The organism is uncultured Photobacterium sp. (assembly GCF_947502415.1).
Lineage (GTDB): Bacteria > Pseudomonadota > Gammaproteobacteria > Enterobacterales > Vibrionaceae > Photobacterium.
This window is the reverse complement of record NZ_CANMZV010000016.1, coordinates 43,014-57,559: the sequence shown is the minus strand read 5'-3', so window position 1 is coordinate 57,559 and position 14,546 is coordinate 43,014. Positions and strand designations below refer to the sequence as shown.

Here is a 14,546-nt window from a genome sequence, read left to right as displayed (position 1 = left end):
AGTAATAATGAAAACAAGCAAGGTTAAAGCCTGAGGGATAATTAATGACAAAAGCAAAAATCGGTATTGTAACGGTCAGTGACCGCGCAAGTGCAGGCGTGTACGATGATATTTCTGGTAAGGCGATTATTGAAACACTGAATGATTACCTGACATCAGAATGGGAGCCTGTTTATGAAGTGATCCCTGATGAGCAGGATATTATCGAAGCGACACTGATCAAAATGGCGGATGAGCAAGATTGTAGCCTGATCGTAACAACCGGCGGTACAGGCCCAGCTAAACGTGATGTGACGCCTGAGGCTACCGAAGCGGTTTGCGATCGCATGATGCCAGGTTTTGGCGAGTTGATGCGTGCAGAGTCACTGAAATTTGTCCCGACGGCGATTTTGTCTCGCCAGACAGCAGGCCTGCGCGGTGACAGCCTGATTGTTAACCTGCCGGGTAAGCCGAAATCTATTCGCGAATGTCTGGATGCGGTTTTTCCTGCTATACCTTATTGTATCGACCTGATGGAAGGTCCATACCTTGAGTGTAATGAAGAGGTTATGAAGCCTTTCCGTCCGAAGAAGAAATAGAAGACGAAATATTGGATTGAAAACTGGCAACTAATTAGTTGCCAGTTTTGTATGGAGGGTAACCCGTGAAGTTGAAGGTAATTGTTGCTGTATTATGCCTTGCTGTGACTCCGGCTCATGCCAGTTGGGAGGAATTTAAGGAAGCGGCGTCGGATCTTGGTCAACAGGTCAGTGAAGGTTCGAAAAAAGCCTGGCAGGATGTTACTGACTTTTCCAAAGAGACCTGGGATTCTGTTTCAGAGTGGGGAGAGGATGCATTTAATACCGCTGGTGAGTGGACCGATGCATCGATAGAAAAAGGTGAAGAATGGCTTGAAGCCGGTGAAGCAAAGCTTGATGAAATGCTGGAGCCTGAAACCCCGGAAGAGGCTCGTTTGGCGTTAGATACTATGTCTGATACGGCATTGGTACGTTTGTTTAACGAACAGCCGTCAGCCAAGTTGTTATTTGATAGTGCTTATGGTTATGCCGTGTTTGATTCCCGTAAGTTTTCTTTAATGCTTCACACCAACCAAGGGGCGGGGGTAGCGGTCAATCGGAAGACCGATAAGCGAACATACATGAAAATGTTTGGTGCTGGCTTAGCGCTCGGAATTGGCGGCAAGTTTTACCAGCAGTTGATCTTTTTCGAAGATAAGAAAACCTTCGACAGTTTCGTGACAGATGGCTGGGAAGCTACGTCAGAAGCGGGGGTTGTCGCCGGAACAGACAGTGCAGAGCTGGCAGCTAAGTACAATGGTGGTATGGCGATTTATCAGATTGGTGAGAAAGGTCTACTGCTTGATGCCAACATTTCCGGTTCGAAATATTGGGTTGATGAGGAGCTGACACAGTAACTTGGTAAGGGGACTCTTTCTTACGCCCTTAAAAAATACGCCTATCAAATAGTGATAGGCGTAGAATAAAGTATAAGGAACAACATATTTGTTTAAAGCATGAGCAGTTTATCGCTTGAGTGAAAAATGCTCAATGATCGTTTTTGTAAAGTTTGTATGTATTTATGTTAAATCGGTTTGGTGTTAAAAACTTAGCTGATGAAAGTTTTTTCACTGAATGCCATGTTTTAATCACTATGGATTTTATATGCCTTTAAAAATGCAGTGCCTCAACATCCAAAATTAATGGAAATATGGCTTAAAGTACTGCAGATTAAAGGGGGAAGTTCTATTTAAACAGGTGTTTTAGATAGTTTTTGATTGTTAACAAAAATGATAGGTGTGGTTGATTCTGATGTGCCGCATCAATGCCTGTGTAGTAAGCTTTCATAAACAATGAACGATAATCTTCACTATTCTTTATCGACTTCTTTTTTGTATCTTCTGTTGACGTTTGATTCTCTGTGAGCAGCTCGGCTGTTTCTGCTGCTTTATCATTGGCATAGCTGAAATCAATACCAGTGAAGCCTTGTGCCATAAACCACAATGATGAAATAACACTAAGCTCGGCCTGATTGAGTGTTGAAAACTTGCTGGCATGTTCGGCGCCGACGTTATCGGTGAACATAGTTTGAAGTTCGGAAATTTTTGGCTGGGTGGCCTGATAATTATCGAATGCTTCTTGGTGAGCTTTGGTAAGTAGCCCCAGAGCCATATCATGGGGTGGTTTATCCGGCTTGTGTTGGCAGACATTGTCAAAGAACGCTGAACTATGATCGATAAATTGTTCCAGCAAAGAGGTTTCCTGCTCAGTGAAGCTCAGAGAGTTAAGTCCCATCTTTTCCAGTTCTTTGAGTAAGTTAGTCATTATTAAATATCATCTTGAAAGCTTTAGCTTATTATACCCAAGTAACTTCAAGATGCTTGTTCAGTAAGAGTTTATTGGTTCTTCGGCAAGACGATAATTTGAAAGCAGAGTTTTTCTTCGTAAAAATAATGAGCCCCAAGGCAGTGGATGGGGCTCGTTGAGTTATAGGGTTATGGCCCCAAAAAGGGACATAAACCATTATTCACGCCGATGATTAGCGATGGTTAGCCATGCGTTTGAACTGGTGGCGTCTGCCACGTAGTGTGATGCCCATTCGCATGATATTTTCCGGAACAGCAATGCCACCGTAGCCGCCATCGCCAATGTGAACGATATCAGCTCCCGCGCCTTTAGATTCAATGGTGACCTTTTCGATATAACTTTCTGAAGCGCCCTCTTGTGAGGTTCCAATGGCAAGCATACCCAGCATACCGGCTTCATGGACTGCATCCATGACCGTTGAGGCTAGCGCCGGGTTCATTCCTGGAGTCGTGTAAGGAGCCGGGAACATCATGATGTCAGCGCCAGCTTCTGCAAATTGAGGAATGAATTCCAGGTTATAGTCGTTACCTACGCCGCCTCCGTGCATTTTGCCGGCGATGATCAGGATGTCTTTCGATACTTCGCGGGTGAGTGCTATCGCATTAAGAATTGTTTCTTGCGAGACCATCATTCCCGGGTTACCTGTCAGCATGATGTAGTTCATGCCGAGTTCAACAGCCTTTTCAACGGTCTCTTTTGTTAATGAACGGCCGATATTGATATCGGTGAAGCCTTGAGGCACGGGCTCCAGGTTACAGCCGATCATGCGTCCGGAAAGCTGTTTGAGTTCTTGTACGGTGAAATGATCAGCGCTTCCATGATCTGCTGCACCGTTAACTTCCGCGCGAGGTTCCATTAGATCGAGGCAGTTGAGGGTGATCATGTCAGCGCCAAAGGCGGCGGCAATTTCGGCTCCGGAGACGAGGTCAACCGGCGGAGCCATAGAGGTGACATTTTCAACCATCATGGAACGCCCTTCAGAGCGACGGATGCAATCGACAATATCGGTACGACTCATATTGGCGATATCGTGGCGTGTTAAATCAAATATACGCTTTTTCATTTTCTGACAATTCCTCTTTGTTAGCGATAATCGAGTGGATCGCAATGATTTCTGTTGCCAAATCACGACATAGCATGGTCGTCATTATGTGGTCCTGAATATGGGTCAGGATTAAAGTCATAGTGACTTTTCCTTCTCCTTCATCAAAGCCAATAAGTCCTGTCTGTGTCCGGTGGACATCGGCCAGAGCATCATCTGCAATGGCAATCATTTCTTCAGACTGGGCAAAGTCACCTTTTTTAGCTAAAGAAATGGCATTCATTAATGATGCTCGTGCTTCTCCAACTTTACAGAGCAGCGTCATCAAAAATTCTTCGGTGATATCTTCTTGCTTGTTAATTTCAAATGTCATGATTAGGCCTTAGATGGTTTTAATTCCATTTCCTGTTCTTCAGTCGCTTTTTCTTCTTCAAGAAGTTGCTTTTCGTGAATCTTGAAGAACGGATAATAAATAATGACACTGACAAGAACACAGAGGACAACAACAAATGCGGCTGTACTTGAATTTGTTGCAATTACAGCACCGATAGGCGCAGGCATTGTCCAGGGAGGTAAGGCAATAATTTTTGAAATTATTTCCGTTTTAAATGCTGCCCAAACGATACAGGTATTAATCATTGGCGATAGCATCCAAGGAATGAAATAGTTAGGGTTCATTACAATTGGGGTGCCGAAAATAACTGGTTCATTAATGTTAAATGTACTTGGAATAATCGACATTTTACCGATAGTACGAAGGTGAGTTGATTTAGAACGCATCATCAATACAACAAAACCCCATGTGCCACCAGCACCACCAACGAAAATAAAGAAATCCAGAATTGGGTTTACGAATATTTTAGGCAGTTCCTGACCTGCTGCCAATGCTTCCTGGTTTAGTCCAAGGTTGATAATTAAAACCGGATACAATATCCCGGTAACAACAACGGATGAACCGTGAATACCACCGAACCACAGTAGCTGAATCATGATAACTGCCAGCAGACAGGCAAAGAACGAGTCAGAGGCTGAAACTAGTGGTTTGAAGATCTCCATAATGGCGGTTGGGATGTTCAGATCATAGTTTGATAGCATGGCATTAATCGAAACAACGACAATACAAACAATCACAACCGGAATGAGCAGGTCAAATGACGCTGAAATTTTTGGTGGTACGGCATCTGGCATTTTCAGGCGAATGTTTTTGTCTCGTAAGAACCGCTGTAGTTCAGGCACTAATAAGCCTGTAAGAATGGCGGTAAACGCACCGGTACCGCCCATGTTAGCGATTGGCATAATGCCACCGATATCATCAATGAACTGCACCGGAGCAACTGCCAGCAGGAAGGTGAACAAGGATAACAGGCCGGAGTTCAGGGAGCGAAGACCATATGATTCTGCGAGGTTATAGCCGATACTGAAAGCGGCATAGACAGCAAAGATACCCATGCTGATCTGGAAAGATGCGAGGATGTTTTGCTGGCCGATCTTGTCTACTAAAGAGTGCCAGCCGTCGAGGAAGAAGTTTCCTTCTCCCGGTGGGAAGGCTAAAACAAGTAACAGGGAGCCGACAATCAAAAATGGCATTGTGGCGACGAAACCATCTTTGATTGCATTAATATGGCGCTGGCAGGAAACCTTTGCCGCCATGGGGGCGACAACAGCTTCCACAAACTGCATGACCTTATTAAAGATACTCATTATGTATTCCTTACTTTATTGAGTTGTAGAGTTCTACAGCTTGCTTAAGAATGACGTCACCTTTCATCATGCCGTAATCCATCATTTCAATAAGTCCGCATGCTTTGCCTTTTTCTTCTGCTCTGGATTTAAACTGTTCATATTGGAATTTAACCTGAGGGGCAACCAGGCAGACATCATTTTCAGCAAGGGCTGGTTCAAACTCAGAAATAGAATAAGCGTTAATAGAACATTCGATACCTTGGCTCTTGGCTGCATCTTGCATTTTTTTTACCAGCATACTGGTAGACATGCCTGCGGAGCAGCATAGGAATATATTCATAGTGGTCATCCTTGTATTTCTTTAATAGGTTAGGGTACATATGAATATTAATTTTCAAAATATTGAAAATAAATGTTTGCGCTCACATATTCTTATCCTCAATATTTTGAATATATGTTTTTGTGAATTAAATTCCACTTGTTTTGATATGTTTGTAAGTATTACATTTGTTAGGTGGTGTAATATTTGCACCTTAATCTAGAATGAACTTTTATGTTGTTTATGAGGTTTGTTTTTATTTTTTTCCTTTAGTCTGGACTAACAAAAAATGGTCGCGACAAAATATCGCGACCATATATTCTATTTGGTTATAGAGGTTGATAAATTAACAATTGCCAACAGGTTTCCAAGGGCCTCCTAAGTCAGGTTTATTCCCTTTAGTCCACCAGCTTGCTTGGTATATTCTCCCCTCGTATGTTACGCGATCTCCACCGACATATACGGCATTACTATCCCAAAGGGCCGGGCAGGATGATCCTTGTTCGAAGCTTACACTCAGTTGGTGGTTGCCTTTTACCGCAGAGAAGGTGTAGGAGTTTGCTGCCGGATAAGTAATACCGTCAACAACAATTGATTTCACTTTATATCCAGCATCAGGGATAAAGTTGATGACGAAGTCTGAGCCACCTTTAGCCTGCAAAACCCCATCAACGCCAGGAACTGGAGAAATCGTACCACCAGAACCATCAACAGATACGCTAATATCGAACATTACAGAAATGTCGGTTGTGGCTTCACTGTAGTTACCTGAGAAGCCCGAGAAATTAGCTGCACTAAGTAGTTTGACATCAGTGTTATGGAGAACAATCTTCTTCTTATCACCTTTGGCATAGGGTTCTAGCAGCGTAATAACGACATTGGCGCCTTCTTGGGTCAGTTTGAGGGCTGAGAATGGAACTGGTTGATTGCTTGGTACTGTGAGGACAGTTTTTTTGACGTCAAAAGTTTTGACAGTCAGCATCATGTTCCAACCCCAGTTAATGTGGTTAAGTGGAACAATGTAACCAAGGCGGTCGTACCCACCGGTGATGTTAACAAACATCTCTGGTGTAAGATCTGCCAATGTTAGTCCTACTAGCTCATAAGAGGCATAAATTCCGCCATCTTCTGCCTGTGGACCAATGATGACAGATCTTTCTGTTTCATAGGCTTTAAGGTGTTTGAAGCCGATGCCTGCACTACCTTCAATTTTATCAACTGCAGGGTTGAAGCCTTCAACGACTTGCTTGCCGGTGTTCCAAGCCAGTGTGTAAACATCTGACTTTTCGATAACAGCTGATGGGTTTGCCTGTACATCTTTAGCAGCAACGCCTTTAAGTACCACTGTTTGTCCGGCAAACTGCAATTCACTGTTGCCGTTAGCATCAGTCACTGTAAGGGATGCTAGCGGATCTGCCGCTTTCCATCCACGTAGAATGATTAGATCTTTGTTAAGAACAAAATCGGTAATGGTTGTTGTCGAACCGTTTTGCTCGTTTAGCAGTATTTGGTTGTTGCCGCCGCCGGTAATGACGGTGTCATTGCCCCAACCGGCAGTAAGTACTTCATCATAGATGGAACCGTGAGTAGTGCTGTCTCCCGGTACATCAAATAGGGTATCGTAGTCACCAAATTTATGTACATACTTGGTGATGCAAGTTCCTATTTCATCGCAGGTAATTTTATCTTTGGTCAGAAGTGCGCCAGTACCCCAGGCTCCACGTAAGTGTGCTGCAGCCAGGATACCTGACATCGTTGCCTGTACCTGAATTGGTTGGCCGTTGTCATCTTTATCTGGCCAGCTTTTCGAAAGGGCTTGCTCCCAGGTCATATTGGCATCTGACAGCAATTTAGAAATGATCTTATAGTTGAAATGCATTGCATCCCGGATCACTAGTTCCTGTTTTTCAGGTAGTAACAAGTCGTTGAAGTTATTTATGCCGTTTTTACCGACAAACTTACCTTCCCAGCGGTTTGTATCAGTGACGTAAACCTGATTGCCGCCCGATCCTGGAATTTCTGAAAGCGCCTCGGTTTTACATCCTATCCATGTGGAATCAGGAACAAACATGTAGAAGCTGTCATATTTTTTACCGTCGATGGTCACAGTATTGGGGCTGTAGTAGCCGGCATCAATAAGTACGGCTTCACCTAGCTGATAGCCGACAAAGCCCCATGCATTCATTGAGTTGTATTGCATTGAACGGAACATGTCGCGGTTGTGTGGAGTGGCAGGGTTGTAGATGTCGTCGATGCCGAGTTTCTGGAAAAACTGATTGATGGTGGTTGGCTCCGATATCATCATACCGGTAGCACAATCCCGGACTAAGCGACCTGGTTTTGTAACTTTGGCATAGGTGAATACGGGGTTGTCTAGGTTGTCGTAGTAGAAAGTGCTCAGGCTCGGGTTTATGCCTGATTCAAAGTCTCTCAAACTATCGAGAAAGTCTTGCATACCGCCGTTTGAGGCAAAGGCTGCGGGAGCTAAAGCCAGCGCAATTGCCACGGTTATGGTCTTCTTGAATGTCATTTTTATCTCCTTGGTAGGATACAGTAGGTAATGTTTTTTTGTTATTGGTGTTACGTGTTATTCGAAAGGCAAATGAATCAGATCGCCCGTTAAATTTGTCACGCTGTTAGAACGCTTCTGAGAGTGTGGGGGTTGCCCTCTTGATTTTCGTTGCTATCACCGGACAACCGAATTCTGGGAAAGGGGCGCCAAAGTAAGCTGCGACGCTGGCACCAATATCGGCCATCGTTTCGCAGGTATCGAGCTGAACGCCTTTTACTCCGGGGCTATAGACCATCAACGGCACTTGTTCTCGGGTATGTTTGGTATGGCCGATGAATGGGTCATTACCATGGTCGGCCATGACAACCAGCATATCCCCTTGCTCCATCTCAGCGATTACCGAAGCTAATCCCCGATCTGCTTTTTCTAAAATTGTCCAGTAGCGCTTGGGATCCTGCTGGTGGCCGGAGAGATCAGTTTCCTGCACATTGGCGCAGAAAAAACCTTTATCGTATTGGTGCAGATCATTGATTAGCAGTTCGAAAACTCGATCGGTATCAACGACAGAGGTAAAAGATGTGCCGGTGTCGTTCTGGACAATATCGGCAACTTTACCGTAGAGGTAAGTATGAATACCTGCTTGATTCAGCTGATAGGGCACTTGGGTTTTGGCATTGACACCATAGCCAAGGTGGACAACCTGGAATCCATTGTCGTAAGTACCGGAATCGGGCGCATTGACACCGATATACAATTCCTTGCCACTTTTATCGGTTTTGGTTTCTATGGCATTCAGGATGTTCTGTATTGTCGGGACGAATCCACCAAAAGCGATATTGCGACTTACCGCATTGGCAGAACGAACTACTTGTCCGATTTTTTTGACGTCATCGAAACTGATCTGGCCGAAATTCGCTGTCAGGTTATAGACTTGACCCAGATCGGCTTCAAGGTTATCACCGATTACAACACTGCCATTGACCATCAGTAATTGCAGTTGTTTCCGGCTGATTCGCTCAACTTGATAGCCGGCTAGATTGAGCGCTTCTTCTATATCATCAATGGATTGCTGAAACGGTTTGATCATGGGCGGCTTGGGGTGTGTGCCCATGATTTCCTGGTGACCCATGAAAGTGTCACATCCGTAGTGAGCGAGCTTTGATTTTCCCCAGTTTGCGTCTGGAGCGAGGTTCATCACCGAGTTAGTTGCGCCGACAATATTGATTAGCCCTAGTTTTTCCAGTGTCGGGAGCCTTTTGAGCGGAAAATGATTCAGTAGTTTTCCTGCCGTATTGGCGCCCAGATCTTGTGGGCGGACTGTTGCAACATCCGGCATTTCACCAATGCCAAAACCATCTAATACCACGACAATAAATTTAGCCATGTATCACCTCATTACCTTGTGCATCGAATAAACCAAGCAGCTTCGGAGCATTGCTTGATAGTCCCTCGACAAGAGCAACATCACTTCGTGTAACAAAAACTTGTGTGCGAAAGGCCATGACGACAGGAGTCCCAATAGCGCAGGGCGAATCGAACTGTAGGTAATAGTCGATATTGGATTCATCCCCGTTGCTGATATTGACGATCGTATCTTTGGTTTCGGCCTGTATTTGTTCTCGGATTAGTGCACTGGTTAATTGGCTTCGGCTGTAATAGCCGCCACCGTAGCAATAACTTTTTCTCCCGAAATGGTGCGAGACTTCGCTGATATACAGCATGGCGATCTTTTCCGGCTGACTGCCATCCAGATTGGCAGGAATGGTTCCGGTCAGGGCATGACCCGGTTCACCGTGCGTTCCGGAGAAGTGCTTAATATTCGGTATGGTTTCGCAGCAGGTTGCTGAAGGGGAATTGAGTTGAGTGAAACGGTAACCCAGTTCGTCAGCTTGTTGTTTAGCCGCGTATAGTGTCTTGATATTCGGTGTTGGCTCAGTACTATGTGTTTTAGGGTTATAGAGGAAGCAGGGAAAATGGGTCAGTCCCGAAATATGAAGGTTCGGTAGGGCAGAAATTTGGGAAATGACCCCTTCGAGTGATTCGATGGGAAAGCCTGCTTCCTGGTTAGGGTACAGCTGATCACTGGAACGGAAGAACTTCAGCAGTATGCCTTGGGTTCGGTTGGCCTGTTGAGCAGCGGCTGAAACCTCTCGTGCTTTTTCAATGGAATAAACAGTGATGACTTCTGGTTTGATCTCGGAAACGATAAAAGGAATGTAGCGACTCGGAGGTTGAACTAAGTGGCCTATGTGGCCAATTTTCACTCCGGCTTTGTGAAGTTGCCGGGCCTCTTTGAAATCGACGCAGACAATACCATCGTATCCCAGTTCATCGACAAGCATTTTTGCTAACATTGGATTTCGGCCAAATTGTTTGGTCATGCCATAGAGATGAATGCCATAACTATCGGCTTTGTCTTTTATTAAACGGGCATTTTCTTTGAACTGGTCGACATCGATGACATAGGTATCGGGCAGGATCGACCCATCTTCAAGCAGCTTAATGGCTCCGTCAATCAGTGCCGGATTTTGTTGTATTAACGTATTTAGAAACATATAAGCACCTTTTTAATGACGATAAGAGCCAGTCCACAAGGGTAACCATTACGTCACCATGATTGTGGAAGGGGAAGTCAGACTGGCTCTTTTACCCGTTAACTAGATAGCGAACAGACCGAATACGTACAGCACATTCAGTGCAATACCGGTTAGGATGGCGGCAACCGCCGGTGCTGCGATTTTGAGGATCGGGCGTCCCATGACTTCGTTAAGGAAGAACAGAACAGTGAAGATGGTCAGGCCGGTTGTTGATCCCATTTTCATTACAGCCAGCACTCCGCCAATCAGTAATGCAAACTCCATCAGGGTATTCATTGAGTTTCGAATGTTATCCGAAGCGTTGCGGATCGATGGGAATTGCTCCAGGAAGTGGCCAATTTTACGAAGCAGGACAATTTCAATGCAGATAGTGATTGCGCCGAGCAAGGCTGCAACGGGAATGTTTGGCGCCAGGTAGCCGACGACGAACACAAAGGTCATACCGACGACACCGTATACCCCGGTAGCCAGTGCTGTTGTGGCGATGAGTGGCACAAAGCCAAGGCCGCGCATGAATTCAGAAAGAGCGACTTGTTTGATTGCGGCATCTTGCTCAATTGGGTCGGCGATTTTGTATGCGTCAGCCAGAGAATAAATAGAGACTTCTGAGCCGGCAAAAATACCCGCATTGGCCACGATTGCGATGAGTGCACCTGTTGCAGCCAGAAATGGCATGTTCTTCATGATTCGCTTGGTGCGCTCTTCAAACAGGCTATGCATGCCGGACATATCGGGTGGATTGATCCCGTTATTTTTGTTTTGGATGTCTTTATGGATGGCGGTTCCGACAAGCATTACCATACCAACAAAAATCTGGATAGATTCTGGATAGATGCCCGTATATTTTATGATCAGTAACCGAGATACCAGAACGACGGCACTGGCTAGAGCTCCTGCTTTCCAGCCAAATTGGTAGAAAATAGCCAGTAGCGGGAACAAGGCAAAAGCGGTCATGACTGGTGTACCAAGCTCGCCCAGCGCACCCAGAGCGTCTATAGGTAACCCGGTTAATACGGCATTAACACCACTGAGTGAGGTGACGACAAGAACGCCCCATAAACCACCTCCAATCGCCGCAAGTAATCGGCTTCCGAGCATGACTCCGATGATATCGGTAGGAAGGAATAGCAGCCAGGGGTTGAGCAGTCCTGTCGACAAGGTGAAAGATATCCCGACAGAGGCAACAAAGCCGATCGACAAGCCGAAAGCCACAGAACCGGCATCGCGTCGTGTCATGTTTCCTTCGACCAGCTGTGGCAGTATTGGGCGTATCCCGTCATGGAAGACAGAAGCGCTCATGTTGGCGATAAGTGCCGTCATGGCACAGAGCGTGGCAACTAAGCCGATTTGCATTATGTCCATGTGATAGCCTTATTTATTAGCGAGTGAAGTGACGAGCATGGGGACTGCGTGTTCAATATGTTCAACGGATAAGCCGAAGGCTACTTTGCCTTCGTCAATGAAGCGTTGAACTTCATCTTGTTTGGCTTTTATTGCTGGTTTGGCAATAGTGCAGCTCTGGGTGAAGCCAATAATAGCGATAGCGATGGACAGCGCAGCGCCTGCGCCGGTGTTACAACAACCGATGTAGTAATCAAGCTCGCCAGATTTCACTTTCATTGCAGCATCCATGTCATTGAGGATGTGGCATTCAAATTGGCCGGGTGATGCCATATCAATTTGTTCTTTGATTTGCTCGCGTTGTAGTCCTGCAATACCAATCTTTTTCATAACGGGAACCTTCTGTTTAACTTATTTTTATTGGAAAAGTGTGTAGGGGTTGTGCTTTAACATGGCGTTGATTTCTACCTGACTGATGCCAATTTCTTTGAGCATCGGTACAAAGGTTTCGATCAGGTAGCAAAAGCCCAGTCCGCCATTTTGTTTCAGGTGCGAACGACGGGTGATATCCATTGATAACATCACCCGATCGAGTAAACCGCGCTCGGACAGTGCTTTGAGCATTGCTAAGCGCTTGGTATCCGGGTAGTAAGAGTTTTTACCGATAGTGTCGAATTGGATGTGGCAGCCCTGGTCAAGTAACCAGAGAATTTCATCAAGGTTATCTTTCAGGTCACAGTGGCCGATAGTCACCTTTTCCATATCAACACCGAAGTTTTTGAACAACTCGATTTGCTGTCGCCCCATTGTGCTCATGGACTGGTGGGTAGAGATTGGACGGCCTGTTTCGTAGTGAGCCATTGCCGCAGCTTCAAAGACAGTTTTTTCGGTTTCGGTGAAGGTGTTTTCGCTGCTGCCGATTTCGCCGATGACACTGGCTTTAAGGTTGCTACCATCAATGCCGACAATGATTTCCCTAATCATCTCCTGACTAATCTGTTGGGCTGATTTGGAATAAAGCTCAGGTGGAAAGAAGCCATCAATGTAATATCCGGTCGACAGGAGTACATTTATTCCTGTTTCGAATATTAAACTTTCAATAAATTGAGGATTTCTTCCCATAAAGGAATTTGTTACTTCGATAATGTTATAAACGCCATGATCAATAAGATCGCGCATTTCATCTTTGATCAGTTCATATTGATCAAGACGACAGTCGATATCACCTTTTTGTGGTGATAAATCGATATGTAGGTGCTCATGGCAGTAGGTATAGCCTGCATTATTAATCAACATGCAGCCTCCTTGGTTTGGCTTGCACAGTGCAGTGAAAAGAGGTTGCTCAGTAAAAATGAGTTTTCTGTTTCCGGAACATTGCTGATATTAAGTGAATCAAGTATTTCCTGATTCAGGGCGTTGATTTGTTCAAAACCCTCGTCCGATATAATTTCATCGAAAATGTCCGGGTCTAAGCCTTCGGCAATAGGATCACCAGACTTGATACGATCATAAGCCCTTGCCAAATGCGTCATGGCCATTTGGTACTGTTCATTACTCTCATCAACATTGAGATGGCGGGAAATAAGCTCTACGGCCAAAGAGGTAGCCTGATAAGCATCCTGGCTGATTACATTGGCTTGTAGTAACAAGGTTAGGCGATCCTTCATTGCGCACTCCTGTTGTATGAATTAGTAGCTAGGGGTAATGTCGCCCCTGACAACTTGCTGTTGGTGGTCGAGTAACTCAGGAATATTGATTAACTTACGGAGCAGCGTGCTGATGTGCGGCGCTTCCCCGCTGACCAGCATTACCGCTTCAGAGGCTAAGGTACACTGCTTGATATGATCCAGCGGTTGTTCCGTCAGGCCGTATTTTTCCATATCGATAGCTTCAGGTAGCCAGACAACAGCATCGATTTCACCATGTAATAGGTGTGTAAGGCTGTCTGCGTAATTGATTTCGACGATTTCTACTGGCTTATGCTCAAACACAAGTTGAGTGAGTATTTTTTGGTCTGGTGAATCCTGGTCGACACCAACTTTTTTGATTGTGTCGTATTCGCCACTTCGGTAAATAAGTCTGTGCTCATGCGAATAGGAGTTTCTGCCAAGGTCTATGGCTGTAACAAAGCTGTCAGAGTAGGTTTGCGCCGCCAGTTTGGACATAATGGCAATATCATAAGTGCCGGCTTTTAGGCATTCCGCCCGCACATCTGCGCCGCGCATGTGGGCAAAATACAGCGGCAAATCTCCAATTTGTTTTTTTAGTCCGCTGGCAAGGCCCTCATAATGCTTGGTGTAGGGGAGGGGCATAGCGCATACAACATGGAAAAAACCGGCAAGCTTAACCAGAGCCTGATAATCCAGTTTAGAAATGAAAGTGCCATTCCTGCCCTGTTTGGATAATACGACAGCGCCTTGTTTTTCTATCGTGCTTAATGCTTTTTGAATAAAGCCGACGGAAACTCCAATATCTTCAGATAAAGAGTCTATGGTCCTCAGTCGGTCATTGACTGAAGTTGTCATTAAATACCGCGCAATATTAATTATTGCGGCCCCTTCTTTGCTGATGTATTGAGTTGTCATAGTAACAATATTTTAATCTTCAATATTTTGAATGTTTAAAATAACAACAAAAACTGCTTGTTTATAGACCAGTTTATAGAATATGAGATCTAGCTCTTACTTAA

General features: G+C 45.0%; 15 protein-coding genes. 2 read left to right on the top strand and 13 right to left on the bottom strand.

The window, feature by feature from the left end:
* The first annotated feature begins 44 nt into the window (after positions 1–44).
* Both mog and Q0852_RS16395 read left to right on the top strand, forming a co-directional pair.
* Positions 45–578: a molybdopterin adenylyltransferase gene (mog, locus tag Q0852_RS16400; protein ID WP_299019750.1), complete on the top strand. Its 534-nt coding sequence runs from the start codon at positions 45–47 to the stop codon at positions 576–578.
* Positions 579–643: 65 nt separating this feature from the next.
* On the top strand, positions 644–1,414 hold the full coding sequence (locus Q0852_RS16395; RefSeq protein ID WP_299019747.1) for a hypothetical protein: 771 nt from the start codon (positions 644–646) through the stop codon (positions 1,412–1,414).
* Between the two features lie 328 nt (positions 1,415–1,742).
* Here Q0852_RS16395 and Q0852_RS16390 read toward each other — a convergent pair whose 3' ends face one another.
* The 13 genes from Q0852_RS16390 to yhfZ form a co-directional block, all read right to left on the bottom strand.
* On the bottom strand, positions 1,743–2,321 hold the full coding sequence (locus tag Q0852_RS16390; protein WP_299019745.1) for a hypothetical protein: 579 nt from the start codon (positions 2,319–2,321) through the stop codon (positions 1,743–1,745).
* A 214-nt stretch (positions 2,322–2,535) separates the two neighbouring features.
* Positions 2,536–3,426, bottom strand: a complete 891-nt coding sequence (locus tag Q0852_RS16385; protein ID WP_299019743.1) for a dihydrodipicolinate synthase — start codon at positions 3,424–3,426, stop codon at positions 2,536–2,538.
* Positions 3,407–3,778 carry a PTS lactose/cellobiose transporter subunit IIA gene (locus tag Q0852_RS16380; RefSeq protein WP_299019741.1) on the bottom strand — a complete coding sequence of 124 codons (372 nt, stop codon included), beginning with the start codon at positions 3,776–3,778 and terminating at the stop codon, positions 3,407–3,409. Before Q0852_RS16380 ends, Q0852_RS16385 begins: the two co-directional genes overlap by 20 nt.
* Positions 3,779–3,780: 2 nt before the next feature.
* Positions 3,781–5,106 carry a PTS transporter subunit EIIC gene (locus Q0852_RS16375; RefSeq protein WP_299019739.1) on the bottom strand — a complete coding sequence of 442 codons (1,326 nt, stop codon included), beginning with the start codon at positions 5,104–5,106 and terminating at the stop codon, positions 3,781–3,783.
* A gap of 10 nt (positions 5,107–5,116) precedes the next feature.
* Positions 5,117–5,428 carry a PTS sugar transporter subunit IIB gene (locus tag Q0852_RS16370; RefSeq protein WP_299019737.1) on the bottom strand — a complete coding sequence of 104 codons (312 nt, stop codon included), beginning with the start codon at positions 5,426–5,428 and terminating at the stop codon, positions 5,117–5,119.
* Positions 5,429–5,753: 325 nt separating this feature from the next.
* On the bottom strand, positions 5,754–7,937 hold the full coding sequence (locus Q0852_RS16365) for a carbohydrate-binding protein (RefSeq protein WP_299019735.1): 2,184 nt from the start codon (positions 7,935–7,937) through the stop codon (positions 5,754–5,756).
* Positions 7,938–8,043: 106 nt separating this feature from the next.
* Entirely contained in the window at positions 8,044–9,303 is a 1,260-nt protein-coding gene (locus Q0852_RS16360; RefSeq protein WP_299019733.1) for a phosphopentomutase, read from the bottom strand.
* Positions 9,296–10,474 (bottom strand): YhfX family PLP-dependent enzyme, encoded by a 1,179-nt coding sequence (locus Q0852_RS16355; RefSeq protein WP_299019731.1) that lies wholly within the window; start codon positions 10,472–10,474, stop codon positions 9,296–9,298. The genes Q0852_RS16360 and Q0852_RS16355 overlap by 8 nt, the downstream gene beginning before the upstream one ends.
* Positions 10,475–10,576: 102 nt before the next feature.
* Positions 10,577–11,878, bottom strand: coding sequence for a YhfT family protein (locus Q0852_RS16350; protein WP_299019729.1), 1,302 nt, complete (start codon positions 11,876–11,878; stop codon positions 10,577–10,579).
* A 9-nt stretch (positions 11,879–11,887) separates the two neighbouring features.
* Positions 11,888–12,247, bottom strand: a complete 360-nt coding sequence (locus tag Q0852_RS16345; RefSeq protein ID WP_299019727.1) for a DUF2620 domain-containing protein — start codon at positions 12,245–12,247, stop codon at positions 11,888–11,890.
* 27 nt (positions 12,248–12,274) lie between these two features.
* Positions 12,275–13,150 (bottom strand): phosphotriesterase-related protein, encoded by an 876-nt coding sequence (locus Q0852_RS16340; RefSeq protein WP_367278161.1) that lies wholly within the window; start codon positions 13,148–13,150, stop codon positions 12,275–12,277.
* The gene (locus Q0852_RS16335) at positions 13,147–13,524 is read right to left on the bottom strand and encodes a PRD domain-containing protein (protein ID WP_299019724.1); all 378 of its coding nucleotides are present in this window, start codon (positions 13,522–13,524) and stop codon (positions 13,147–13,149) included. Before Q0852_RS16335 ends, Q0852_RS16340 begins: the two co-directional genes overlap by 4 nt.
* 21 nt (positions 13,525–13,545) lie before the next feature.
* Complete coding sequence (gene yhfZ, locus Q0852_RS16330; protein ID WP_299019722.1) at positions 13,546–14,442, bottom strand: GntR family transcriptional regulator YhfZ; 897 nt, start codon at positions 14,440–14,442, stop codon at positions 13,546–13,548.
* Between the last annotated feature and the right edge of the window lie 104 nt (positions 14,443–14,546).

Excerpts from the sequence above, each read along its gene's own strand:
- Q0852_RS16335 (WP_299019724.1), bottom strand. The coding sequence starts at position 13,524 with ATGAAGGATCGCCTAACCTTGTTACTACAAGCCAATGTAATCAGCCAG.
- Q0852_RS16375 (WP_299019739.1), bottom strand. The coding sequence starts at position 5,106 with ATGAGTATCTTTAATAAGGTCATGCAGTTTGTGGAAGCTGTTGTCGCC.
- mog (WP_299019750.1), top strand. The coding sequence starts at position 45 with ATGACAAAAGCAAAAATCGGTATTGTAACGGTCAGTGACCGCGCAAGT.
- Q0852_RS16360 (WP_299019733.1), bottom strand. The coding sequence starts at position 9,303 with ATGGCTAAATTTATTGTCGTGGTATTAGATGGTTTTGGCATTGGTGAA.
- yhfZ (WP_299019722.1), bottom strand. The coding sequence starts at position 14,442 with ATGACAACTCAATACATCAGCAAAGAAGGGGCCGCAATAATTAATATT.
- Q0852_RS16365 (WP_299019735.1), bottom strand. The coding sequence starts at position 7,937 with ATGACATTCAAGAAGACCATAACCGTGGCAATTGCGCTGGCTTTAGCT.
- Q0852_RS16385 (WP_299019743.1), bottom strand. The coding sequence starts at position 3,426 with ATGAAAAAGCGTATATTTGATTTAACACGCCACGATATCGCCAATATG.
- Q0852_RS16350 (WP_299019729.1), bottom strand. The coding sequence starts at position 11,878 with ATGGACATAATGCAAATCGGCTTAGTTGCCACGCTCTGTGCCATGACG.
- Q0852_RS16370 (WP_299019737.1), bottom strand. The coding sequence starts at position 5,428 with ATGAATATATTCCTATGCTGCTCCGCAGGCATGTCTACCAGTATGCTG.
- Q0852_RS16355 (WP_299019731.1), bottom strand. The coding sequence starts at position 10,474 with ATGTTTCTAAATACGTTAATACAACAAAATCCGGCACTGATTGACGGA.
- Q0852_RS16380 (WP_299019741.1), bottom strand. The coding sequence starts at position 3,778 with ATGACATTTGAAATTAACAAGCAAGAAGATATCACCGAAGAATTTTTG.
- Q0852_RS16390 (WP_299019745.1), bottom strand. The coding sequence starts at position 2,321 with ATGACTAACTTACTCAAAGAACTGGAAAAGATGGGACTTAACTCTCTG.
- Q0852_RS16345 (WP_299019727.1), bottom strand. The coding sequence starts at position 12,247 with ATGAAAAAGATTGGTATTGCAGGACTACAACGCGAGCAAATCAAAGAA.